The sequence below is a fragment of the Brevibacillus sp. JB24b genome, from assembly GCF_051713385.1.
Taxonomy (GTDB): domain Bacteria; phylum Bacillota; class Bacilli; order Brevibacillales; family Brevibacillaceae; genus Brevibacillus_B; species Brevibacillus_B laterosporus.
Genome location: NZ_JBNVQV010000001.1, coordinates 4,448,889 through 4,474,503 on the forward strand (window position 1 = coordinate 4,448,889; position 25,615 = coordinate 4,474,503).

Sequence of the window (25,615 nt, forward strand, 5' to 3'; positions counted from 1 at the left end):
TTTTCAGTTTTTAATAAGGGTGAAAAAACCTTAGGTACGACCTAAGGTAGAAATTCTTATATTTTGGAACTGATTACGCAATCCGAACGATTTTTTGAAGATCAGTTGTATGTAAGAACGGGATGTCTACGTGGCTAGTCGCTGTTTCATAACCAATATCACAGACTAAGACATCTACCTCTTCACAGAAAGGCAAGGTACAGCTTCCTTCGTTTAATTCACACAGACGTTTTAAATGTTTAAGTCGTTCGCCCACTTTTTGTTCGCGCATATGTTGATTTGCTAACTCACAAACATTGACATGACGGGCATCTATCACCATGCTGATATCCTGAATATGAACGATTAGACGTTTTCCCTCTTCTGTAACAAATCCCAACGAACAGAACTGAGAGTCGGACATTTCTAGACGAGTAATCACCGCATGTTTATACTCTTCTCCAGAGCGAAGCTTGATGGTATCAGCTTCTACTGCGCCACCTATTTTACGCTCGTTGGATACAACCGTATACATATCGGTATAACCGTTAATTTGGTATCTCGTCATCGAAAATTCACTCCTATTCTTATCTTATCTTATCTGCTAATGAGACTCATTATCAACTTTATTTGTATCGTATAATGAAAATCATTATTAGTCAATATTGAGATTGTAATTAACGTTTTTATCTACTTACAATGCAGTTTCTCCCCAATACATCAGGTTTAATCTGTAAAAATACTCCAATATCTATCAACAGTGAAACATCTTTGTACCCTAATACAAATAAAACCATCTTAATAAAAACATGGCATAGGATCTTATTGTTAGGCAGTTTTATTTTTATAGAAAATATAGACAGCAATAAAAATGCCAGAGACCCAAATAGACATTAAAGCAAAATCTAAAGCAACTTTGTATCCAACGGAAATAAATGATAGCTTTGCTGTCAAAAAGGAAAGAAGGATTCCGATCACTGCAATGGAATACCCTAATGTATATCCATTGGTCAGAATTTGTTTACCACGTTCATCTTTTCCTTCTGATCTCGTAAAAGCAACGGTGTATGAAACCGAAATTACATAGGTAATTACAAGTAAAACAAATATAACTTCTAACATTCTGGCACATCTCCCTTATCTACTTCATATTGAAAAACTTCATTTATATCAACCTCAAATAATTGAGCAATTTTAAAGGCTAGCATAAGAGAAGGATTATAGCGGTTTGCTTCTAATGAAACAATCGTTTGTCTACTAACTCCTAATTTGTCTGCTACCTCTTTTTGCGACCATCGTTTCTTTGCACGTAGCACAAGTAATTCATTTCGAATTCTTCCTTCCTTTTCCAAGAAACCACATCCTTTTGTTTAAATGTAATATATTTTTGACATAATGTAAACAATATTTATCTAAAAGTAAAAAATATATGTATGTCTGAATAAATCAACCTAAACAAAAAGCTCACTAGCGATATTTTTATCGCCATGTGAGCTTTGGTATATGATCTTCTATTATTTTTTCTGTCTTTTGCTTAGAAGCCTATTTCGTAAACAATTGTAGCTTCTCAATACGTTTCACAGCCTCACGCAAGCGCTCCTCCGTGTTCAACAGTCCTAAACGTACGTATCCCTCACCATGTGTTCCAAAGCCTATCCCAGGGGCAACCATTACATGTGCTTTAAATAAGAGCTCATCCGCCAATTCAGAAGATGTATAGCCCGCCGGAATCGGAAGCCAAGCAAAGAACGATCCCTGTGATGGTTTCGCCTTCCAGCCGATTTCATGCAACGCTGTATACAAAGCGTTTCGTCGACTTTCATAGGTAGCCACCAACTCGCGGACACAGTCTTGAGAATCAGTCATTGCTTTAGCTGCTGCCATTTGGACAGCTCCGAATAAGCTTACAAAGTAATGATCTTGCAAAGTGTTGATTAGCTTCACCAGCTCGCGATTTCCTACCATTGCTCCTACACGCCAGCCCGCCATGTTATAGGTTTTGGACAGGGTATAAAACTCAACTCCTACCTCTTTAGCACTAGGAACCTGCATGAAACTTACTGGTTTCTTTCCATCAAAGGAAATGGCCCCATAAGCAAAATCAGAACAAACGACAATTTCATGCTTTCGAGCAAACTTGATGGTTTCCTTATAAAACTCGTAAGGTGCCGTGACTGCCGTTGGGTTGTTCGGATAGTTTAAAAACATCAGTTTTGCTTTTTCTAAATCAGCCGCATTTAATTGACCGTAGTCAGGTAAAAACTGATTATCTGCTTTCAAGGGCATGGGCACCATACGTCCGCCTACCACAGCTACTCCTGACCAATAATCCGGGTAGCCTGGATCAGGTACCAAGGCGACATCCCCTTGATTCATCAATACCTGACAAATCTCTACTAGTCCTGTCTTACTACCAAATAAAATCGCTACTTCCTCTTCTGGATCAAGGTCTACATCAAATTCCTGCTTATACCAGTGGGCTACGGCTTGCTTTAATTCCAACCGTCCCTGAAAAGGTGGATATTTATGATGCAAAGGGTTTTTCGCTTGTTTTGCTAGTTCTTCTACAATATGTGAAGGTGTCGGTAAATCAGGATTTCCTTGTCCCAAGTTAATAACATCATGCCCCTCACTAATCACCTTGTTAACCTTTGCTACCAATGTTGAAAAAAATTGGGTGGGTAACTGTTCCATCATGGAAGCAGGCGTGATACGCATCGCTTTCCCTACTTTCTTTTTTCAGAGTAAACAGACATTTATGTAGGTAAAAACAACCTTTTGATTTGTAAGAGAAAGACCCCTTTCTTTTGTAAGCAAAGAAAGGAGTCGTTTGTGTAACAATGATTTTATACTAGTTAGTGTGGCTGGTTCTGTCAATCCATTTTTTGAATCTCAACTTTTCCTCCATCTTTAAGCATGGACTGACCTCTGATTACAACTTTTTCTCCCAAAGAAACACCTTTTTTAATTTCAATCAGTTCGCTTGATTCCTCGCCTGTTTCTACAGCTACTTTCTTAGCTATATCGCCTTCCACTTTATATATATACTTTTTGCCATTTTCATCGAATACAGCTTTGCGTGGAATTGCAACAGCCTTCTGAACTTTACTAGAAGCAGATTGGATTTTTAAATTTACAACCATATCTGCCTTTAATTCATTCTTAGGATTTGGCACGGTAATTTCAATTGGATATGCTTTTAATTGTTGATCCATTGTAGGACTTACAGCAGTAATGGTAGCCTCGATTTTTTTATTCAAGGCAGTTAATTCAACCGTTGTGCGATCCCCTACTTTTATCTTAGTAATTTCATCCTCTGATAAGTTTGCTTTTACTAAGAGTGGATTGGTATTAACCAGAACAACTACTGGAGCTTGCCCTGTAGCCATTTCTCCCACATGTCCGCCTATCTGAGATACGTAACCAGAGATTGGTGCTGTAACAGTTGAATTGCTCAGCTGTTCACGTGCGTTGGCAAGTGAAACTCTCGCTTGGTTAACATTTGCTTCTGAAACCACGATTCCTGTTTTTTTGGAAGCTGAATTATATTCCACCTTTGCATTATTAAAAGCAGTTTCCGCATTTTTCAATGCTGCTTGCGCTTGTTCATTCTGCTGCTGGGAGAGAGCTCCTTGATTAAATAGCTCTTGGCTTCGAGTGGCCTCACGCTTAGCGTCCTGATAAGCACGCTCTGCCTGCGCCATTGCATTCTTTGCTGTTTCAACAGATTGTGTGGTACTAGTACCACTTTGGCTGAGAGTTGCTACCGATACCTGATACTGGGCTTCCGCCTGACGAACCGCATTTCTGAGGTCATCTTGATCTAGCGTAAATAATACAGATCCTTTTTGTACATATTGCCCCAGTTTAACAGGTAAGGTTTGAATTTTACCCGGAACTTTTGGCGAAAGTTTTACTTCTTGGCTCGGTGCCAGTTTACCAGTATAACCTGCTCCTGAAGCAATTGAATCTTCTATTGCTGGGCTTATTTGCACCGGAGTTGGCGCTTCCGCCTCAGCAACTTGAGGAGCTGTAGCGGGTTCTTCGCCCGTGCACCCCGTTGCTGTCAAAGCAACAACGAGTATAAGCGGTAAGCCCCATTTACTTTTTATCATTGTTAATCCTCCTTTACCTCATTACACTTCTTCTACTACAGTTGGCGTATTATTCTTCTTTTTCCGATTAAAACGATTCTTGAACTTACGACCCCAGTTATCAAAAGTGACATATACGACAGGTACAAGTACAAGAGTGATTAGCGTGGAGAATGTTAGACCGAAAATAACTACCACTGCCATTGGAGCTTGTGATTCGTTACCGGAACCACCCGCAAATGCTAGTGGAGTAATCGCTAGCACAGTCGCTAACGTAGTCATCATAATCGGACGCAGACGAATCGGACCTGCTTTTAAGATAGCTTCATCTCGATCTAAACCATCTTTACGAGCCGTAATAATGTAATCCATGAGAACGATCGCATTATTTACGACAATACCCACTAACAAGATATAACCGATTAGGGCTGGTACTGACAATGGTTGACCTGTCACAAACAATCCAACCACAACCCCGATAAAAGTAGGCGGCACAGAGAACATAATGATAAACGGACTAAATAGAGACTCAAACTGGCTTGCCATAACCATGTAAACAAGAACAATAGACAAGAGAATGGCAAGACCTAAACTACCAAAGGATTCTTCCATATCTTTAGACTGACCGCCATATTCGATATGGTAACCGTCTGGAAGGTTTAATTGAGCTAGTTTTCCTTGTACCTCAGTCATAATCGAGTTCAGGTCACGACCACTAGTATCACCAGTAATTGAAACCTCACGAGTTTGATCCGCACGTTTAACCATTTGTGCTACTTCCACTTTTTCCACTTTAGCAATAGCACCAATTGATACTTGTGCCCCGCTAGGAGTTGTAATGGTTAGACGTTCTAAATGCTTTGGTTCATCCTGAATGCTTTTTGGCAATCGAACTTTTACATCCACCTCATCATCACCTGTTTGATAACGAGTTAAGGTTTGCCCTTCAAAAGCCGTCCGTACATATGATAGAACCTGTTGTGTACTTAGGCCATATTGACTTGCTTTTTCACGATCGACTACCACTTGGAACTCCCGATCTTTTTCTTCTAAAGAAGTGGTTACGTTTGCTGTTCCAGGAACTTTGCTGACAACACCCAAGATGATATTACTGATATCATCTAGAACCTCTAAATCATCACCACGTAAGCTTATTTCAAGTGGTGTACCGCCCATACCACCATTGCCATCCAAATGTTTGACAGTAATTTCTGCACCAGGTATACCTTTGACCTGGTTACGTAAATCTTCAATGACTTGGTCTGTTGTACGTGTACGTTCCTTTGTATCTACTAGTGTAAGCTGTAGTTCTCCACGGTTGGTAGCACTATTCGCTAACACAGATGCACCTGCACTCCCAATGGATACATACAATTCTTTTAGCTCTGGTACCTTTTTCACTATACCTTCAAGTTCACTAATCACTTTTTCCGTTTCCTGAATCTGCGTGTTGTTAGCTAGTTTAGCAGCGACAGTAATTTTTCCTTGATCCATGGATGGAATAAATTCCGCTCCAATAAATGGTGTCAAAACCACAGCACCGGCAAACATTAGAGCTACAGCTAGGTAAACGGTCTTACGCCACTTGATCGCCCATTTTAGGAAACCTCCATAGTAATTGGAGATTTTCGTAAAGCCAATGTTAAACCAAGTGATCGGATTGAAGCCGCGATACGTTCCAGAATGATAGATTTCTTCATCCGGGATGCGTTTCAAAATTCGTGCAGACATCATAGGCACAAGCGTAATAGAAGCTAAGAGAGCTGCTATATGTGAATACACAACCGTTAGTGCCAATGGTCCGAATAATTGAGATGCTAATCCTTCAACGAACATGATCGGCAAGAATACACAAATTTGCGCAAGAGCAGAAGCCATGACTGCTGTTCCAACCTCCTGAGAACCATAGCGAGCAGCTTGCAACATCGATTTGCCTTCCTGACGATGTCTGAAAATATTTTCTAAAATAACGACAGCGAAGTCAACTAGTGAACCTAGTCCAAGTGTTAGACCACTAAGAGAGATCAGGTTGATTGTCTGATTCGTAAAATACATCAAGCAGAAGGTAGCTATAACAGAAATTGGTATTACAACCGCAATAATTAAAACGGAACGAACGCTATTTAAAAACAATAGCAGGATAATAGTCGAGAATGCCGCCCCTATCAAGGCATGCTCCGCAACTGTATAAATTGAATCTTTGATAAACTGGGAAGAATCTGTGATCATAGAAATCTCTGTACCTGGTGGCAGATTTTCTTTTAGCTTTTCAATCTCTATTTTTGCCGAATCTGCAACTTTGATGGTGTTACCACCGGAAGCTTTTGTAACAGAAATTCCTACAGTTGGTTTCCCATTATAATAACTAAACTGTGTTTGTTCCTTATACGTATCTTCGATAAAGGCAATATTTTTTAGCGGAATGGTTGAAGGACCAACCACTACTGGTGTTTCACCAATATCCTTAATCGTTGTATATTCTCCTTGGACGCGGATACTAAGCTTTTTATCCCCTTCACGCACCATACCTGCTGCTCCAGAGAGGTTAGTACCCATTAAAGCTTGCTGTACTTGTTCCAAAGTAATACCGTAAGCAGTGATTCTGTCAGCATCAAGCGTTGCTTCTATGATACGTTCCTTCCCACCATTGACACCAACGGAAGCAACCCCATCAATGCGTTCAATCCGGGATTTAATAACATTGTCAGCTAATTCTTTTAACTTCGTAATGTCATCACTACCCGTTAAAGCAAACGTCATAATTGGCTCACTATTTGGGTCTAGCTTAAGAACGCGTGGAGATTTAGCCGTATCCGGTAATGCTCCGCGCACTTGATCTACCTTGTCACGCATGTTTAACGTGGCTTGGTCCATATTTGTGCCCCAGTTAAACTGGACAATAACCTGCGAGGCTCCACTCATGGAAAACGACGATATTTTACTTACATTAGGAACAGTCCCTAATGCTTCCTCCACAGGTTTTGTCACTAGCTTTTCCACTGATGCAGGTGTCCCGCCCTCAACCGAGGTTACTACAACAGCAACCGGCAAGTTAAGGTTAGGATAGAGTTCTACCGCCAATTTGGGTAGCGACACGAATCCAAAAATGAGGACGGCTACTGCCAGCATCAAGATGGTTACGGGTCGATTAATCGCAAACCTTGAAATGTTCATCTTTGTTCCCTCTCTCCTTTAATAAGGAATGATATTTTTTCTCTAGATAATGATTGAGCAATTCTAAAGATTGAGTAATTTGTTTTCGCTCGTGTTCCTTCATTCCCACAAATAATTCGGGTAAATACTGTTCTTTCATTAGAGGAAATCGATTTTGAAGCTGAGAAAAATCCTGAGCGAGAAAAACCCAGACCATGCGTCTGTCATTATGATCCCGCTTGCGAGTCACCAAGTTGGCTTTTTCCAAACGATCGATGATACCGGAAACCGTGCTATAGGATAATTCTAGCTTTTTACTGATTTCTCCAATCGTCTTCGGATTATCTTTTACTTGATGAATCACCATAATCTGAGGTTTAGTAATGCCGCTCTTCACCAGCTCTTGCGTAAAAATCCCGATGTATAAATTCCACATGTCCATCAATCGATCAGAGAGCTCATTCATAGAATCACGGCAACCTCCTCCTACTGTTTTTATTTCGCTATACGAAACATTATGTCATGATGGTTATCTTGTATCAAGAAATTTCCAAAGCTACATATGCTTAAAAACAGTTTCTGCCATTGGTCTATCTGATAATACGTAACTCCTTATAAAAAATTTCCCTTTTCAAAAAATTGATTTGTTTTTTTTGTATGAATTATAGAAAGTTCCATTCTTTCTCATCAGACTGTCGACAATCGCGGGAGTGAAAGCGTACACCCTATATTGTCACTCGGCTGAAAAAAGTTTCGGTTTTTATAAAAATATCCTCTCCAAAAAAAATGTAACTTTTCTTTTTTTATTCTCGACCTTGTATGTGAGCAAGAAAAATTAAAAGAAAAGGAAGATAATTATGAAAAAAACTACGAATAAAACAGTCCTTAGTCTTATGGCAGCCCTTATGCTTTCATCAACTCCGGTATGGGCTAGTGCCAAAACCGTTTCAGATGAAACAGGAAAAGTACAAACCTTACAGGAGTTAAATAAAGTAATAAAAAAATCAGTACAGCAATTGACTGAAATACTTCCTGAATTAGAAGAGTTAACTCGAATTGAGGTTTTACCGTATTCTGAAGGAAAAACAAAAGTTGTTCTTTCTAAAGTAAAAGGTAAGAAATTCCCATCGGCTGTTATCATACTTGATTCTGAGTCAGGAGTTATTCAAAAATTCGATATAAGAAAAGAAGACGTTTATTCTGATGAACCCGCTGACAAAGAAATGGCCAAGGAAAAAGGAGAAGCTTTTCTGAAAAAGCTTCTTGGTGATGACGCTGATCAGTATACAGTCAGAGAAAGAATTGGAATTGGAGGAGGAGATGGCGCTAGTGATAGACACGCTTGGATTAATATCTCCTTTAATCGTGTACTCAACGGCATTGAACTTAAAGATGATCAATATTATCTTCAAGTAAATCCAAATGGAGATATTATTGGCATGGAAAAGAGAACCCCAGCTAGTTCTGATGAAGATCTTCCAAATCCTCAAAAACTAATCAGTGAGGAACAAGCGGAAGAAGCGTTAGCTAACATAATTTTCCCCTTCATTTCAGCAGATGATGGAAGAGTCGTTTATTTCTTCCCTGCTACTCCTTATGTGAATGCTGAGACAGGAGAAAAGATTAGCACCTTTCAGGACACGTCCTACTCTGATCCATATCAGGCAAATCAAAGTGGTAAAAAATTGGTAGCTAAATCAGCTGATGAGGCCGCTGAAGCTCTACAATCCGTATTGGGTTTTGATGTAACAGGTTTGACCTTAGTTGAAAAAGAATCCAAAGGAAATAAAATATATTCATGGTATAAAAACAAAGAAGCAGTTGCTTTGGTTGAGACAAAAGATAATCAAGTACTTGATATAGCAATCGAGGATGAAAATAAGAATGCTACAAAAGCTAAAATCTCTCCGGAAGAAGGTCAAAAGCTAGCTGTCGAAACAATTCAAAAGTATTTGGGAGACGATGTAGAGGAATTGATTAACAAATCTTGGAAAACAAATAAAGATCCTGATATTGTAATTCATTATCAGATCAATCAAGCCCATGCAGGAATCTTGGTTCTTGACCGTTCATATTTAGTAACAGTGAACCGTGCTACTGGTAAAGTGACGGGAATTAGCGGACTAGGTGAAACTTCTGAAAAGCTACCAGACAAGGATTCAATTATTGACGCTGAAACAGCTACAAAAGCTTTTCTAAAAGAAACTCCACTTAAGCTTGTCTACGTAACTGCAAACACAACTGGAAACGATGGCGACGCATATATCGCCTATACAGTAGACAATGACGTGCGTATCAATGGAATTACAGGGGAACCAGTAGAAAAATAATTCTTAATTAACCTGTCACTCCACAAAGCCATCCTTGTTGTTGAGGATGGCTTTTATCCAGGAGGGGAATTATGCCTTGACGGAAGACGAAAAGGAACATATCCAGCATATATACCGTACTCATTATCAGGACATCTATCAATTTCTAGTCTTTTTTACAGGCGATCAAAACGAAGCAGAGGATTTGACACAGGAGGTCTTTATTCGTCTATTCCGCTCTTTGTCCAGTTACGATGGACGTTCTCCACTAAAGCTATACATACTTTCTATTGCTCGTTATACAGCAATCGACCATTATCGTAAAAAAAAGTTTAAATATGTCTTTTCAGACTATTGGATAAAAAAAATACCGGCAACATTTGGACTGCCTGAAAAAGAACTACAGCAAAAAGAACTACAACAGAACCTACAGCAAATCTTTCAGTCACTGAAGCCGAAACATAGAATGGTCATCATCCTCCGCGGTTTACGAGAGCTTTCGATTAAAGAAACGGCGGAAATTTTAGGGTGTAGTGAGGCAAAAGTAAAAGTCGATTACCATCGTGCCCTGAAGATTATGCAAAAGAAATGTCTTATTCCCACGATGGGAGGATTATACGATGAACTTGCCAAGTGAAAAAGAGATCTTACATGCTTTAAAGCAAAGAGAAGATTTACAGCCACGGTCTCAATTTGTGGAAGAGTGTGAAGTAGCGATTATCAACAGGCTAGCAAAAAAGAAACGAGCTCACATCTGGTATATTCGAACTGCAAAAATATCCTGTATTGGTGTTGCTGTCATGTTAGTGATATGGCTTGGCTCTCCTCTACGTCATCAGCCAATGGAATGGTCACAAACAGAGCCTATTGTTAAAGAACCGTTACATAACGAACCGTCACCTTCTATTCCCAAACCTCCTATAGAGAAAAAAGGTCCAACGATTCGTCCAACTGTTCCGGTTCCTACTCCCACTCCGATCCAGGTGCCAGATCGAGTGCCAGCACCACCTTTAGTATCAGATCGAGATCAAAAACCAGTACCAACTCCTGATCCTGATCCAATCAAAGAAAAGATATCAGAGTCGGTTGTCGATAAAAAAGAGGTGCCTATTGTAAAACAAAATCAAATGACTGAGTTTGAACAAATTGCGTTCGATTTTCTAAAACCAAGGCTTGGGGATTCTATCAATAGCTTCCAAAGCTTTGGTGGTACTAAAGGAAAAGCTACAAGCCGAGTAGTATATTATCGGATGGTTCATAATACTCCTATTCTCGATCAAAATATAAATCTATCAATAGATGTCCAAACGAAAGACGTATATTCTACTATCAATGGTAATATTACGGAAGATATTGATCCACTTCACTTCCCTCTCCCTAAAGATATATTGCCAATAGCGAAAGTGGACGAAATTTTGGAAAAAGAAATGCGACTTATTTATTTTCAAACAGGAGAAAATCAGTATGTATTGGGATACCAACCTGCTATCTATGGGTATATCGATGCAAAGAGCGGTGAATGGTTAGATTCTTCATATAGATTGCTTGATAAATCAAGTGGAAAGATTATCCCCCTTGATTCAAGAAAGCAATTTTCTGCTAAGTCTGAAGAAGAAATACAGACAATCTTAGCTGATTTGTTTACTGTGGACACACAAAAACTTAGCATGCAGAGTAGCTCATCCTATAATAAACAAAGTCAAATATATCAATGGGAAGATGACACGGAAAAGCGTGGCCGTATTGAAGTAAATACGTTCAGTGGCCAGCTTCTTGAATATGCTTATAAACCTGAAATAAATCATACTTCATCTCAAATCAATAAGGTAGAAGCTCAGCAAAAGGCGATAGCTTTACTCAAGTATATCGTCCCTGGGCAAATAAAAGAACTTTATCTGGACACCAGTGAGGAAATGACTACTACATCTTCTATTACTTTTACCTTATATCCTAGCTATGAAGGAGTTCCTGTGATTAGTCATCCTTACCATGTCACAGTTGATATGGATACAGGTATGATCACGAATTATCAGGGTAGCCCTTTTGATCCAGAATCGTTACCTAAAAAATCCAGCATCCTGTCGATTAAAGAGGCTACACAGACCTATATTCAGACCTATCCGTTTCAGTTAGCTTATATCTTGCCTACCAAAAACGGCAGCCCCCGTTTGGTATATACTGTCTTACCAGAAAACACCGACGCAAATACTATAGATGCAAAAACGGGGCGGCTTCTTAAAATAAAAATGGAAGACGAATAATAAATCAGCCACCTTCTCTATCTGTTAGGAAAGGTGGCTCCTTTTATAGGTTAATCTGTGGCTAATCTACATACAAAATTAAATCTATCCCTCTATGCGTTCATAGTCCCCACTCTTGCCACCCGTTTTTTTCACCAGATAGGTAGGACCAATAATCATTTCCTTATCCATTGCCTTACACATATCATAGACAGTGAGTGTCACAGCACTAGCAGCCGTCAAGGCTTCCATTTCTACTCCTGTTTTCCCCGTTGTTTTCACTTTGACCCATACCCCGATGGTATCCTCACCCTCGTATTCATAAGTAACATCTACACCCGTTAAGGCTAAAGGATGGCACATTGGAATGATATCTGAGGTTTTTTTGGCTGCCATAATGCCCGCTACTTGTGCTACAGCCAGTACGTCCCCTTTACTGATCTTCCCTTCCTTTATGCGTAGCAAGGTCTCCGGCTTCATCACAATCCGGCTTCTAGCTACCGCCTCACGTCGCGTAACATCTTTATATGAGATATCTACCATGCGAGCCCTATTTTGTTCATTAAAATGTGTTAGTTGATCTTGTGTAGACATAATCGTTTTCTCCTTTTTTACAAACGTTCTTTCTACATTTATTTTATGTTAATGTATACGACCTGACTATTCAAATAATCCATCCACTGCCACTAATGCCTATCTTCCGCGTTACACTCCTCTTTATCCATAAAGAGAACGGGTAGAGATTGCTACACGACTTAGCTTCCTCCCTTCATTTCGCTATAGTGATATGGTATGTTCAAGAGAGAAACGGAAAATAGTAAGCAGAACGAAAGAAAAGAGGCTAATGACATGCAGGTTACCCTATTATTATTCGCCGGTTTAGCAGAACGCGCCGGACAAAATAACGTACAGATCGAATTGCCTGATTCCAGTACCGTACAAGATTTACTCGATAAGCTACCACATGAGTATCCAGCTTTGAAGGAACTCTTGTCCAGTTGCTTTGTATCGGTAAATCAAGAATATGCCGATCACCATACTATTATAAAGGAAAACGACGAAGTAGCGATTCTTCCCCCTGTAAGCGGAGGCGAAGAGCCACGTTTTGTAATTACAGAAGCTCCTCTCTCTGTAGAACCGTTAATTAAACTAGTTTCTCACCGTAACTGTGGAGCTATTTTAACTTTTATCGGTACTGTACGTGAAATGACACAGGGTCAGCGTACTGTCTATCTTTCATATGAAGCGTATATTCCAATGGCCATTGAAAAGCTTAAACAAGTGGAGGCAGAAATCCATGAACGCTGGGAAAATATACGTGTTGCCATCCACCATCGAATTGGTGATCTTCAAATTGAAGAGATCGCGGTAGTAATTGCTGTTTCATCTCCACATCGTAATGATTCCTTTGAAGCTGGTCGCTATGCGATTGAGCGTTTAAAACAAATCGTCCCTATATGGAAAAAGGAAATATGGGAGGATGGAAACGAGTGGAAGGGTCATCAGCTAGGACCTTGGAATCCAACTACTGACTTGGATAGTGAGAAAAAATAGTGTATTTCTTATTGCTAGGATGGAGTGAGTATAACAACCATGAATGAGAAAAGATATTCGAGACAAATCTTATTCGCCCCGATCGGTGTAGCTGGACAAGAACGTTTACGCAACAGTCGTGTTGTCATTGTTGGGATGGGAGCGCTGGGAACAGTGCTCTCCAATCATCTCGTTCGTGCTGGTGTCGGGTTTGTACGGTTTATAGACCGAGATTTTGTAGAACCAAGCAATCTACAGCGTCAAATGCTATATGACGAAGAAGATGCGAGACAACATTTGCCAAAAGCGATAGCCGCCTATGAGAAATTATCTAAAATAAATTCAGATGTAACATTGGAGCCAATTGTAGGAGATGTTACTGCTTTTCAAGCCGAAAAATATTTATCAGATGTTGATCTTATTTTAGACGCTACCGATAACTTTCAGGTACGCTATCTTATTAATGATGTAGCGGTTAAACACAATATCCCGTGGATTTATGGCGGAGCTGTCAGCGCAACTGGGACATATACTGCTATTCGACCTGGTGAAACGCCCTGCCTACGGTGTCTATTTCCCGAAGCGCCTAAGCCAGGCACAACCGCCACATGTGATACAGCCGGCGTAATTGGCCCAATCATACATGTTGTTGCCTCCTATCAGGCGACAGAAGCTTTTAAAATCCTTTTACAGGCAACAAATGCCTACAATCCTCATCTAGAGCATTTCGATTTATGGAATAATACTCATCAACAAGTCAAAGTCCTCAAGGCAAAACGGCCTGACTGTCCTACTTGTGGACAACGAAATTTTGAGTTTCTGGAGACTAGCCCTGATGATGAGCTAGCTACAGCCTTATGTGGTCGAGATACGGTACAACTGAGTCCTCGTGAAACAATTACACTTGATTTATCTCAACTAGCAGAACGGCTCGCCCCCTTAGGGACAGTGGAACAGAATCGTTTCTTACTGCGATTCCACATCGACTACTACACTCTAGTAATTTTCCCAGACGGGCGTGTGCTCGTTCAAAATACAGAAGATATTGCCATTGCACGTGGCTTATTCGCCAAATTTATCGGTAATTAGGTAATTTTGTTACTATTTTGTGAAAATAGGGTGGAAGAGTAACACGCTTTCGAGTATAATAAATTTGCAACGGAAACGAAACGTGGTTTCATCTAGTGAAACAAACGAGTAAGGAATTATGTAACAGTTGAATTTATTTGCTCGAAGGGGGTTATTCTTTTGGCTTTTCAAGATGAGTACAAAGTAAAATCGTCCATGCAAGTAGGTGACAAAACCTACAAGTACTATCGTTTGCAAGGTTTGGAAGAGCAAGGAATCGGTGAGGTATCTAAATTACCTTTCTCCATTAAAATCTTGTTGGAAGCTGCAGTTCGCCAATTTGATAATCGTGCAATAACAAAGGAGCATGTTACATCTCTCGCAAACTGGACGAAGGGCCGTGACAGTAATCAAGAGGTTCCACTAATGCCTGCTCGTATCGTTCTTCAAGACTTTACCGGTGTACCTGCGGTTGTAGACTTGGCTGCTATGCGTGTGGCAATGAAAAACAATGGTGGAAATCCTCGCCGTATCAACCCACTTGTCCCAGTGGATTTGGTAATTGACCACTCCGTTATGGTTGACTCATTCGGTTCAGCAGATTCTTTGGCAACAAACATGGATTTAGAATTTGAACGCAATGAGGAGCGTTACCGCTTCCTACGTTGGGCACAAACGGCATTTGATAATTTCCGCGTCGTGCCACCTGCTACAGGTATCGTTCACCAGGTTAACCTTGAGTACTTAGCATCTGTTGTTGCTAATCGCGAAGTGAATGGCGAAACATTTGCTTATCCAGATTCCTTGGTAGGTACGGATTCTCATACTACAATGATCAATGGATTAGGCGTACTTGGTTGGGGTGTCGGCGGTATCGAGGCAGAAGCTGGTATGCTTGGACAACCGCTTTACTTCGTTACTCCTGAGGTCGTTGGTTTTAAATTGACTGGTACTTTAAAAGAAGGATCTACCGCAACTGACCTAGCTCTTACCATCACACAAATGCTTCGTAAAAAAGGCGTTGTAGGTAAGTTCGTTGAATTCTATGGTTCCGGTCTATCTAGTATTTCTCTCGCTGACCGTGCAACCGTTGCCAATATGGCTCCAGAGTATGGGGCAACAATGGGCTTCTTCCCAGTTGACCATCTGACTCTAGATTATATGCGTCAAACAGGTCGCAGCGAAGATTTGATCAAACTAGTTGAAACATATACCAAAGCCCAGGGCTTATTCCGCACAGATGACACAGAAGAGCCTGTTTATTCCGAAACGCTCTCTCTTGACTTGTCTACAGTAGTACCAAGCCTTGCTGGACCAAAACGTCCACAAGACCGTATTGAACTAACTAATATGAAAGAATCCTTTAACTCCATCGTCCGTACTCCGATTGAAAAAGGTGGTTTCGGACTAAGTGATGAGAAGATCTCTACTTCTGCTGAAGTTACCTACGCAAACGGAGAAAAGGCTGAATTGAAAACAGGTTCCGTGGTGATTGCTGCGATTACTTCCTGTACAAATACGTCTAACCCTAGCGTAATGCTATCTGCTGGTATCGTAGCGAAAAAAGCGGTAGAACGTGGCTTAACCAAACCAGCTTTCGTTAAGAGCTCTTTGGCACCTGGTTCTCGCGTAGCAGCTCAATACTTAGAAGATGCGGGGCTAATCGATTCTTTAAATAAAATTGGCTTTAATATTGTAGGCTTTGGTTGCACCACCTGCATTGGTAACTCTGGTCCATTGCCTGTGGAGACCAGCCAGGCTATTGCTGATAACGATCTAACGGTAGCGGCTGTACTATCTGGTAACCGCAACTTTGAAGGTCGTATTCATGCTCAGGTGAAAGCGAACTACTTAGCATCACCTCCATTGGTTATCGCCTACGCATTAGCTGGTACAGTAAATATCGACTTAACCACAGAGCCTATCGGTATTGGCAACGACGGTAAGCCTGTATATCTAAAGGATATCTGGCCAACTCCAGCTGAACTGGAGGAAGCTATGAAAAAAGCAACGAATCCAGACCTGTTCCGTGCTGAGTACGAGCATGTATTTACAGCAAATGAACGCTGGAATAAAATTGACGCTCCTACTGGAGATCTATATGAGTGGGATAGCAAGTCTACCTACATTCAGGAGCCTCCATTCTTTAAAAATCTTGAAAAAGAAGCTGGTCATATCGGAGAAATCAAAGGTGCTCGCACTTTAGCGCTCCTTGGTGATTCCGTAACAACCGACCATATCTCTCCAGCTGGTAACATCACACCGACTAGCCCTGCTGGTGTCTATCTGCAAGCAAACGGTGTAGAACGTAAAGACTTTAACTCCTATGGTGCTCGTCGTGGCTCTCATGACGTCATGATGCGTGGTACGTTTGCCAACATCCGTATTCGTAACCAAGTAGCTCCAGGTACAGAAGGTGGAGTAACAAAATATCTTCCTACCGATGAAGTGATGTCAATCTATGATGCATCTATGAAATATCAAGCGGACAATAAAAACCTGGTGGTTATTGCTGGTAAAGAATATGGTACTGGAAGCTCCCGTGACTGGGCTGCGAAAGGTACATTCCTGTTAGGTGTCAAAGCTGTTATCGCTGAAAGCTTTGAGCGTATTCACCGCTCTAACTTGGTAGGTATGGGGGTCCTTCCGCTTCAATTCTTAGAAGGTACTAACTGGCAAACGCTTGGATTAACAGGTCGTGAAACCTTTGATATTATTGGTCTAAGCGATAATGTTCAACCAAGTCAGCTTTTGAAAGTTGTAGGTACCCGCGAAGATGGCTCTACATTTGAATTCGAAACCATCGCTCGTCTAGATAGTACAGTTGATATCGACTACTATCGAAATAGTGGTATCCTTCAAACAGTTCTTCGCCAATTGTTTGACGAAAGCAAGTAATGTTTGAGAATCGTTTTTTCTTCATTTGATATGACTTATACGAAATCCCCTGCTGATAAGTGGGGGATTTCGTATAAGTCTTTAAGGAGTAGAGAAAATAAGCTTGCAGCATATGCTATACAGAAACCAGAACAACTGTCTGAAAAAATGCATAACTTCCTTTTTCCTTTATTATGAAAAATGTAGTAAACTATTGTTGGAACAAAACGGCTTGTACTAGAAAGGGGATGTGTTTTATGAGAAATATCATTGTCGAAAATCTAATTGTTGGTGGAGATCACAGAGAATCCTGTTAACACGGGCATATTTCCTAAAACTGGATTCTTCTGTGGTCATGTCTGAGCTTTATACATGATTAGAGGAGGAGTCCTACCTTGGATCTCAAAACATTAGGCTGGAATCAATATTTTGAACAACATTTTGCATCATATTCTGATCCTACATTTATTGTGGGCCGGGTTACATTAGAACATAAACGTATCTATCGCGTCATGACTGAAGGTGGCGAACTACTCGCTGAAATTAGTGGAAAAATGCGGTATCAAGCTTTTGATCGAGAAGATTATCCAGCAATAGGAGATTGGGTCGTAATGCAACCTCGATGGGAAGAGCAAAAAGCTACGATTCATGCTATTTTACCACGACAAAGTAAGTTTTCACGTAAAGCGGCTGGTAATGCTCTCGAAGAACAGATCGTAGCAGCCAACGTAAATACCGTATTTTTAGTTAATGCTCTTAATCAGGATTTTAATCTACGTCGTATTGAGCGTTATCTGCTAGTCACATGGGAATCTGGAGCTACTCCTGTTATTGTGCTTAGCAAAGCCGATCTATGTGAGGATGTTGAGAGCAAGATTGCTGAAGTGGAATCCGTAGCATTTGGGGTACCGATTTATGCGATTAGCTCTATAGCTCATCAAGGATTGGAGCAGATTCTTCCCTATGTTCAAACTGGGCAAACAGTTGCCTTACTTGGATCATCTGGGGTTGGAAAGTCCTCATTAGTCAATGCATTAAGCAATCAACAGCTCCAGGTTGTACAGGAAGTCCGTAGCGGTGATGATCGGGGAAAGCATACGACCACCCACCGCGAGTTGTTCTTGTTACCTTCTGGAGGGCTAATGATTGATACTCCAGGGATGCGTGAGCTCCAACTTTGGGATTCCAATGAAGGTTTAGCAGATACCTTTAAAGATATAGAGGAGCTGGCAGAACGCTGTCGCTTCTACGATTGCAAGCATACAACAGAACCAGGATGCGCCATTCAAACTGCGCTAGAGGATGGATCGCTCACAGACAAGCGCTATCAAAACTATGTAAAGCTACAACGCGAGCTAGCCTTTCTAGCACGTAAAGAGAACAGACAAGCACAAACTGCTGAAAAGAATCGCTGGAAGAAGATAACGAAATCTATGCGTGATGCGCCTAAAAAGCGATAGCCCTGTACGATTCTTTGTCTTAAATAAAGAAAAAGGACTCGAGTCAATTCACTCGAGTCTTTTTTTATTCCTACACAAGCATTTTGCCCATTCGAAATGCCGCATGCATGATGGGTGCAGCAATTTCCTTCATCTTCTCTTCTGTTAATCGGCTAGACGGCCCCGAAACAGACAAAGCGGCAAATACTTTTCCCTGCTTGTCATAAATGGGGGCAGATACAGCGGCCGCCCCTACCTCCCGTTCTTCACTACTGGTGGCAAATCCGACTTGCTTAATCTGCTGTAGCTGCTCTTGGTATTGATGCTTCTCTACCGAATCAGGCCAATTTGGAGCCATTAATAGTTCTTGTAACAATCTCTGATCAGCAAACGCCACCAGCACCTTACTGGAGGCTCCTACCGTCAACGACATTTTAGCCCCCACAGGAGCAACTCTTCTAATCGGTTGGTTGCTTTGAACTGCCTGAATGCGAATTCGTTCCAGCCCGTCTATGACATACAGGCTCACCGTTTCTCCTAATAGATCGCGAAGCTTCTCCATCTCTGGCAATAAAATAACTGCTGGATCATCCTCACGGGTCAAATTAGCTGATAATTCCCATACTCGAAATCCCAAACGGTACTTTTCAGTTTGAACGTTGCGTTGTAAAAATCCCTTGCTTTCAAGTGCGGCCAGCAACCGATGTACAGTACTTTTATGCAAACTAATCCGAGAAGCGATTTCACTTAATCCTAATTCCGTTGCATCCGTAAAACAAAGTAGGACATCTAACGCCCTTTCTACGCTACGAACGGTTGCCTTGGGTTCTTCCATGACTATTCCCTTCCTTCTCACGGTCGTTCCACCTAGTGAAACCATGTTCTATTTTTATAAGTATAACCGATTTATTGACCACTGTAACCCTTTTTCCCTTTCAAAAAAAAAACAGTGATCTCCTCCTCGTAAGCAGATCACTGTTGTATACCTTTTAAGCTTTCTCTTGTTTACTGTACCTCCATGGTTATACCTGGATTGTAGCGTTTGAGATAATAAAATATCTCCTCTTTTTGTAAAACCTTATGCTCAGTTAGCATGTTGTGCTGCGTAAGATATTCAGATAAAGCTTTTGTTCCTTTTCCCATACGGCGAATAGCGGCGTCAGGAGTCGTCAGCATGGCAGGTACCAACAGCTGATAGTACCATGTTCGCCTCGCTTCCTCCGATACATCTACCGAAAGCTCTATATCAGGATGTTCAAAGGCAAACAGTGTGTCAAATCGTTCAGAGGTTGTCAGTTCTTGGGTTGTAGGAATCGAGATACGCCATACTGAAAGATAGTACTCTTCATTAAATAGCGCCAGCTCATCTGTAACAAGCTGGTATGACTTTCGATCATGATTCACTTCCATTTTACAACCTCCTAGTAGTTGGCAGCTTTTCTGGATTTCTAAAATAAATTACTTCCTTCCCCTAACGCTTGGGCATCCTCTGCCGTAATTAATACCGTACGGGGCTTACCTCCATTTTGTCCTGCAACGTAACCGCTAGCCTCCATCATTTCAATTAAACGAGCAGCACGATTATATCCGATACGGAATCTACGTTGTAAACTTGATGCCGATGCCTGCCCTTGTTCGGCTACAAATACGAGGGCTTCATGGAACAGTGGGTCATCTCCCATCTCAATTGATGAGACTTGTGCCTCTAATTCTTCCCTAGTAAAAATATATTCGGGCTTACGTTGTTTCTTGATTACAGATGTCACTGCATCAATTTCGTCATCATTTACATAATTTCCTTGCAAACGAATCGGAGCCGTTCCACTTTCTAAAAAGAGCATGTCCCCTCTTCCAAGCAATCGTTCTGCTCCACTCTGATCCAAAATCGTACGGGAATCAATTTGAGAGAAAACCGCAAAAGCAAGGCGTGTCGGAACGTTAGCTTTGATATTTCCAGTGATGATATCTACAGATGGACGTTGCGTAGCCAGCAATAAATGAATACCACAAGCTCGTGCCTTTTGGGCAATACGGATAATACAGTCTTCAACATCCTGCGGTGAGACCATCATCAAGTCGGCCAGCTCATCTATAATAATGACAATATACGGCAATTCATCCTCTGTCGTTTGGTTGTAGCGTTCAATATCCCGAACACCAGCCTCAACGAACAGGGTATAACGTTTTTCCATCTCTTCCACAGCCCATTTGAGAGAAGCAGTTGCTTGTTTAGCATCTGTAACAACTGGAGTAACCAAATGCGGCAGATTATTATAAGGTGCCAATTCTACCATTTTCGGATCGATAAGCAATAATCGTACTTGTTCTGGTGTAGACTTAAATAACAAACTAATAATAATCGAATTGATACAAACACTTTTACCTGATCCAGTAGACCCTGCCACTAAGCCGTGTGGCATCTTTTTAATATCAGCTACGATTGGCTCTCCACCAATATCCATCCCTAGTGCTATAGCGAGTGGCGAAGGATGGTTCTTAAATTTGTCAGATTCCAGTATCCGGCGAATAAATACAGGCTCACTTTTACTATTCGGAACCTCAATACCGACCGCATTTCGTCCAGGAATCGGAGCTTCTATCCGAATATCCTTAGCAGCTAAATTTAATTTTATATCATCCGAGAGACCAGTAATTTTATTTACTTTAACTCCAGGTGCTGGCTGTAACTCAAAGCGTGTTACTGATGGACCTTTGACTATATTTACTACATTTGCATTTACATTAAAGTTACTGAGGGTTTCCTCTAGTAATTTCTTTTGCTCCAATGTGTGTTCGTAATCATCTTCATTTAAAGCCACAGTAGGAGTTAATAGAGCGGTCGTCGGAAATTCATACATTGGCCATTCTTCGGACAAGTCCTCACTCTCAGATGCGAGCTGTTCCGATTGATTTTGAGTAGTATAGGGGGATACTCTTTGCGTTACTTGCCCTACTAGCTCTGACTCTGCTGAGTACGATGATTGAAAAACAGGTTCTTCGGTCTGGGCAGAGTATGATGTTGGTGTTTTCAGCTCTTCCACAGATTGTGCCTGTTCCGCTCCAGCTATCTCTACTTCATCAGTGGTTCTGCCCTCTCCCGCTTTCACATAGGAAAATGGAATAGGTAAGATTGGTTTCTTTTCCTCTACCTTTCTCTCCGTGCCCGGTATTGAAAAGTCGTGTACATGCTCCTGTTGCTCTATATCTACGAGTTCGTTAGAGACAGCTGGCTTATATCGCTCAGCCTGCTCTATTACCTCTGGTTTAACAGCAATCTCTGGCGCTTCTGACTGAGCTTGCTCCATTATCTCTAGTTTAACAGCAGCTTCTGGCGCTTCTGACTGAGCTTGCTCCATTATCTCTGGTTTAACAGCAGCTTCTGACGCTTCTGGCTGAGCTTGCTCCATTACCTCTGGTTTAACAGCAAACTCTGGCGCTTCTGACTGAGCTTGCTCTATTATCTCTGGTTTAACAGGAGCTTCTGACGCTTCTGGCTGAGCTTGCTCCATTATCTCTGGTTTACTAACAGCCTCTGACGCTTTTGGCTCTGTACGCTGTACTTCCTCTTTTACGCTTAGCTCAGGCATTCTCCCTTGCCTTGCTGCTTGTAATCGTTGAGCTGCCAAAGCAGCAGCCTGCTCTCTCAAAGAATCGATTTCTAGCTTTTCTTGCTCCTGGTGGTTTTCCTCCTGAACCGATTCTCCCACCGTTACAATCACGATCTGCCCGTCCTCGTTAATTCGAGCTTGTCGAACCTGCTCACTTTTAACCGTGTTATCTCCCTCTTTAATCTTCCCGTAGATCGGAGAGAACAGCTCTGTGGGTGCAAAAGGTTTTTTGGGTCTGTATGGCTCAGACTGATTATAATCTTCCTTTAAAGTAGAGCTAGCAGTATGCCCCTCTTGATAAGTAGCTTGAGCAGGTCTACTGTATCGAGAATCTGGCTCCTTCTGTTGCCCTCGGCGCGAGTAGCTATCTGTAATAGGTTGTTCTAAAGAATCTTCTTTCCATCTCTGACGACCTTCTGACTCAGAAACAATTCGTTCCTGTTGCGTGAAAAGATAATCTGTATTGTTCTTACTTTCTCTTGAATCCCACAGGCCCTGTTCACTTTTTTGTTGATTTCGTTGATACTGCGATGGCATTTTATCAGAAGCCATATCAGTCAAATGCCTTTTGCTTTTCCTCTGTTTTTCAAATTCACCGTCTGATACTACAGGAAACCGGAAGAATCGCGGACGTGTTCTTTCCATGAACTCGTTTAGCTCCTGCTCGTTATGATTGCGTGGGTAAATATTTTTGGTGCGCGCTTTCGTAGAAGAAGTCTGCCTCGCTTGACGGCTAACAAATTCTATCGGTTGCTCTTCATCTATAGGAACGTGTTTAGCTTCCCGATTATCGCCCTGCTCATTTACCTCTACTTCTACCTCTACTTCCATCATCTCTTGCCAAAATTTCTTTAGACGTTCAAACAAACTAGCCATCTCTACTAGTCCTCTCTTCCTCTCTTAATTTAGAAAAGCTGGCTTTTCTGTCCTTTTCCACTATGTAACTGGCTGCTTTTCCCGCTAAACTTCAGAGAAGCGATATTGAGGAATCACTTTATTCCTCATCCTTCTGCTTCCTATGCTGCACAGAAGGGTACATTATCCATTTTATCACGAATTGTGCAAAGAGAGGCGTCAATTCAATTTTTTGAACAAATTTCGAAACCATCTGGATTCTCATGCGTATAACCATGTGAAGGAAATTATTTTCCAACCTAGAATATTCATCCAAGACTACCCAATTTGAAAAGAGGTGCTTTTTTTTATGAAGAAAACAACTGTAGGAGCTGCTGTACTGGCGTCATCTGTTTTAGTAATGACAGGTTGCTCAACCGATGGAGCGATGCTTAGAGATGCAACCGTGAATAGTTTGGATAAAGGAAGCTACAATCTTGCTGGTTCCTTTAAACTAACTGGTAATTTTGATGAAGTTTTGAAAAAACAAAAGACATTAACAGATGAACAAGTAGGAATTCTGGAAAGTGTGAAAGAAGGCATTTCGTTTGAAGGCGTTCAAGCCGACACGACAAGTGCTAAATTAACAATGACTCTAAACAATGATAAGGCTTTACGTGACCACAAAGTATGGGAAAGTAAAGACAAGGCATCTCTTGAAATGATTGTTGATAAGCAAGATATCTACGTGAAATCTCCTGTCGATAAGAAATATTTGAAATATGCACAAGATATGCAATTGGCTGATTCAGCTAACATAGATCCAGCACTATTGAAAAAATTTAGCGAAGATGTAAACAAACTCTCAATGAAATTCGCTAACAGTTATATCAAAGGCTTTGACTTTAAAGGCTCTTCTGTAAAAAGCAAAGGCGAAGAAACTGTTAAATTACCAAATGGTGAGGAATTAAAAGCAACTCACTTGACAGTTGAGCTTGATACGAAAAACCTAATTGAATTAGCTTACTACATTGCAAAAGATGCAACTGTTAATCCAGAAGTTCGCTCTTTCGCGATTGATTTGACCACAATGGCTACCAAGTTCTCTGATCAAGCTATTGAGGCTAAGAAAACTCTTCTGAAAGACGAAGAATATCGTAAACAAGCTACAGATCAAGTAGACCTAATGGTAGCTGCTGCAAAAGTCGGCATTGCTGATTTCGAAAAAGAAAATAGCCCAGAAAAACTAGTAGAACTAGCTAAAACAGAAGGCGGACTACAAAGCCTGAAATTAAAACTAGACTACTGGATCGACAAAGATAAATTACCGGTACGCTCTACTGTAACAGTTGATGTTACCATGAAAGATCCAAAAGCTACTGATAAAGATGCAACTCCAATTACGTTTGGTTTTATTGGCGATAGCTACCAATGGAACTTTGGTAAAGCAACACCATTCGTAGTTCCTGGCAAAAATGATGCAATCAACTTCTCCGATCTAGCTAAAGATAAAGATGCGCTCAAAAACTTTGATGAAAAAGGCTTCTTCCATAAAATCATTAAAGAAGTACAAGCACAAGAAGAAGAAATGAAAAAATTAGAAGCTGAAATGGAAGCATTAGAGGCAAAAGAAAAAGCAGAACAAGCTAAAGAAAAAGCTGCTGAAGCAAAACCAAAAACTCCTGAGGCAAAACCAAAAACTCCTGAAACAAAAACAAAATAATAAGTAGCTTATGTAAGAAAAGACCGTAGAGCCATTCCTCTACGGTCTTTCTTGGTATATTACGCAAGTAGATATCCTTTTTCTACCGCACTGTTAATCAACTCTTCGGCATATGTCCAGAGTGATTCAGAGCCTTCCTGAATCGGTTGTTTCACTCTCTTAATCACTTGCTCCCTAGTAATGTGATTGGTTTTCCAGGTAGCCCCTTCTGTGTAGTAATTAAACAACAGGGGTTGAAATCGATCAAGAGCGGCAGCAAATCGGGCTTCCGGGGTAATTCTTTGTTCAAATTCTTCCCACAACCCCTTAAACTCCAATTCCTGATCCTTAGGTAATAAGGCATAGATTCTTTCGGCAGCAGCTTGTTCTCGTACTTCTTTGTCAAGATTCCCCGGATCATCGTACACATATGTATCCCCCGCATCAATCTCCACAATATCGTGCAATAATAGCATTTTTAGCACTCGTAACAAATCCATCACTGTATCACTAGCATGCTCTTGTAAAACTGTTGCTAACATCGCTACATGCCATGAATGCTCGGCGTCATTTTCACGCCTAGAGCCATTCAATAGTAAGGTCTGTCGGTAGATATGTTTCATTTGATCAATTTCTCTTAAAAATTGGAGCTGCTGTTCAATTCGTACTCCTGTTTGATTCAAATTCATGTTCTTCTCCCCTCTACCTTTTCTGGTTGTAAGCGCTGTATTTTTTACAGATGATTTAAACTTTTCTTGCTTATAATATCATTCATTAAA

Annotated in this window: 20 protein-coding genes; 8 read left to right on the forward strand and 12 right to left on the reverse strand. The window is 40.9% G+C overall.

What is annotated here, in order from left to right:
* Positions 1 to 73: 73 nt before the first annotated feature.
* From ACQV1I_RS20830 to ACQV1I_RS20860, 7 genes are all read right to left on the reverse strand, one after another.
* Positions 74 to 547, reverse strand: coding sequence for a hypothetical protein (locus tag ACQV1I_RS20830; RefSeq protein WP_116334702.1), 474 nt, complete (start codon positions 545 to 547; stop codon positions 74 to 76).
* A gap of 260 nt (positions 548 to 807) precedes the next feature.
* On the reverse strand, positions 808 to 1,101 hold the full coding sequence (locus tag ACQV1I_RS20835; RefSeq protein ID WP_018672700.1) for a hypothetical protein: 294 nt from the start codon (positions 1,099 to 1,101) through the stop codon (positions 808 to 810).
* Positions 1,095 to 1,331 (reverse strand): helix-turn-helix transcriptional regulator, encoded by a 237-nt coding sequence (locus ACQV1I_RS20840; RefSeq protein WP_018672699.1) that lies wholly within the window; start codon positions 1,329 to 1,331, stop codon positions 1,095 to 1,097. The genes ACQV1I_RS20835 and ACQV1I_RS20840 overlap by 7 nt, the downstream gene beginning before the upstream one ends.
* Before the next feature lie 190 nt (positions 1,332 to 1,521).
* Positions 1,522 to 2,697, reverse strand: coding sequence for a pyridoxal phosphate-dependent aminotransferase (locus ACQV1I_RS20845; RefSeq protein ID WP_116334701.1), 1,176 nt, complete (start codon positions 2,695 to 2,697; stop codon positions 1,522 to 1,524).
* A gap of 155 nt (positions 2,698 to 2,852) precedes the next feature.
* Positions 2,853 to 4,094: an efflux RND transporter periplasmic adaptor subunit gene (locus ACQV1I_RS20850; RefSeq protein WP_438769746.1), complete on the reverse strand. Its 1,242-nt coding sequence runs from the start codon at positions 4,092 to 4,094 to the stop codon at positions 2,853 to 2,855.
* 21 nt (positions 4,095 to 4,115) lie between these two features.
* On the reverse strand, positions 4,116 to 7,247 hold the full coding sequence (locus tag ACQV1I_RS20855; protein WP_116334699.1) for an efflux RND transporter permease subunit: 3,132 nt from the start codon (positions 7,245 to 7,247) through the stop codon (positions 4,116 to 4,118).
* The gene (locus ACQV1I_RS20860; RefSeq protein ID WP_018672695.1) at positions 7,222 to 7,692 is read right to left on the reverse strand and encodes a MarR family winged helix-turn-helix transcriptional regulator; all 471 of its coding nucleotides are present in this window, start codon (positions 7,690 to 7,692) and stop codon (positions 7,222 to 7,224) included. Before ACQV1I_RS20860 ends, ACQV1I_RS20855 begins: the two co-directional genes overlap by 26 nt.
* A gap of 391 nt (positions 7,693 to 8,083) precedes the next feature.
* On the opposite strand from ACQV1I_RS20860, the gene ACQV1I_RS20865 reads away from it, so the two are divergent.
* From ACQV1I_RS20865 to ACQV1I_RS20875, 3 genes are all read left to right on the forward strand, one after another.
* Complete coding sequence (locus ACQV1I_RS20865; RefSeq protein WP_116334698.1) at positions 8,084 to 9,556, forward strand: YcdB/YcdC domain-containing protein; 1,473 nt, start codon at positions 8,084 to 8,086, stop codon at positions 9,554 to 9,556.
* A gap of 76 nt (positions 9,557 to 9,632) precedes the next feature.
* Entirely contained in the window at positions 9,633 to 10,172 is a 540-nt protein-coding gene (locus ACQV1I_RS20870; protein ID WP_116334697.1) for an RNA polymerase sigma factor, read from the forward strand.
* The gene (locus ACQV1I_RS20875; RefSeq protein ID WP_116334696.1) at positions 10,156 to 11,796 is read left to right on the forward strand and encodes a YcdB/YcdC domain-containing protein; all 1,641 of its coding nucleotides are present in this window, start codon (positions 10,156 to 10,158) and stop codon (positions 11,794 to 11,796) included. Before ACQV1I_RS20870 ends, ACQV1I_RS20875 begins: the two co-directional genes overlap by 17 nt.
* A gap of 84 nt (positions 11,797 to 11,880) precedes the next feature.
* Here the strand turns inward: ACQV1I_RS20875 and moaC are convergent, their stop codons facing one another.
* Positions 11,881 to 12,369 (reverse strand): cyclic pyranopterin monophosphate synthase MoaC, encoded by a 489-nt coding sequence (gene moaC / locus ACQV1I_RS20880; RefSeq protein ID WP_116334695.1) that lies wholly within the window; start codon positions 12,367 to 12,369, stop codon positions 11,881 to 11,883.
* 255 nt (positions 12,370 to 12,624) lie between these two features.
* Between moaC and moaD the strand changes: the two genes are divergently transcribed.
* The 4 genes from moaD (at position 12,625) to rsgA (ending at position 18,713) form a co-directional block, all read left to right on the forward strand.
* Positions 12,625 to 13,329 carry a molybdopterin converting factor subunit 1 gene (moaD, locus tag ACQV1I_RS20885; RefSeq protein WP_094700764.1) on the forward strand — a complete coding sequence of 235 codons (705 nt, stop codon included), beginning with the start codon at positions 12,625 to 12,627 and terminating at the stop codon, positions 13,327 to 13,329.
* Between the two features lie 39 nt (positions 13,330 to 13,368).
* Positions 13,369 to 14,397: a ThiF family adenylyltransferase gene (locus ACQV1I_RS20890; protein ID WP_116334694.1), complete on the forward strand. Its 1,029-nt coding sequence runs from the start codon at positions 13,369 to 13,371 to the stop codon at positions 14,395 to 14,397.
* A gap of 159 nt (positions 14,398 to 14,556) precedes the next feature.
* A complete protein-coding gene (acnA, locus tag ACQV1I_RS20895) occupies positions 14,557 to 17,274 on the forward strand; it encodes an aconitate hydratase AcnA (RefSeq protein WP_116334693.1) in 2,718 nt (905 codons plus the stop codon).
* 374 nt (positions 17,275 to 17,648) lie between these two features.
* Positions 17,649 to 18,713, forward strand: a complete 1,065-nt coding sequence (gene rsgA, locus ACQV1I_RS20900) for a ribosome small subunit-dependent GTPase A (protein ID WP_094700767.1) — start codon at positions 17,649 to 17,651, stop codon at positions 18,711 to 18,713.
* Between the two features lie 70 nt (positions 18,714 to 18,783).
* On the opposite strand, the gene ACQV1I_RS20905 is transcribed toward rsgA, so the two are convergent.
* The 3 genes from ACQV1I_RS20905 to ACQV1I_RS20915 all read right to left on the reverse strand — a co-directional run bounded on the left by ACQV1I_RS20905 (position 18,784) and on the right by ACQV1I_RS20915 (position 23,176).
* Positions 18,784 to 19,527 (reverse strand): IclR family transcriptional regulator, encoded by a 744-nt coding sequence (locus tag ACQV1I_RS20905; RefSeq protein WP_094700768.1) that lies wholly within the window; start codon positions 19,525 to 19,527, stop codon positions 18,784 to 18,786.
* A 170-nt stretch (positions 19,528 to 19,697) separates the two neighbouring features.
* Complete coding sequence (locus ACQV1I_RS20910; protein WP_094700769.1) at positions 19,698 to 20,102, reverse strand: hypothetical protein; 405 nt, start codon at positions 20,100 to 20,102, stop codon at positions 19,698 to 19,700.
* Positions 20,103 to 20,140: 38 nt separating this feature from the next.
* Complete coding sequence (locus tag ACQV1I_RS20915; protein ID WP_116334692.1) at positions 20,141 to 23,176, reverse strand: DNA translocase FtsK; 3,036 nt, start codon at positions 23,174 to 23,176, stop codon at positions 20,141 to 20,143.
* A 328-nt stretch (positions 23,177 to 23,504) separates the two neighbouring features.
* Between ACQV1I_RS20915 and ACQV1I_RS20920 the strand changes: the two genes are divergently transcribed.
* Positions 23,505 to 24,857: a hypothetical protein gene (locus ACQV1I_RS20920; protein WP_116334691.1), complete on the forward strand. Its 1,353-nt coding sequence runs from the start codon at positions 23,505 to 23,507 to the stop codon at positions 24,855 to 24,857.
* A gap of 59 nt (positions 24,858 to 24,916) precedes the next feature.
* Here ACQV1I_RS20920 and ACQV1I_RS20925 read toward each other — a convergent pair whose 3' ends face one another.
* On the reverse strand, positions 24,917 to 25,525 hold the full coding sequence (locus tag ACQV1I_RS20925; RefSeq protein WP_116334690.1) for an HD domain-containing protein: 609 nt from the start codon (positions 25,523 to 25,525) through the stop codon (positions 24,917 to 24,919).
* Positions 25,526 to 25,615: the final 90 nt, after the last annotated feature.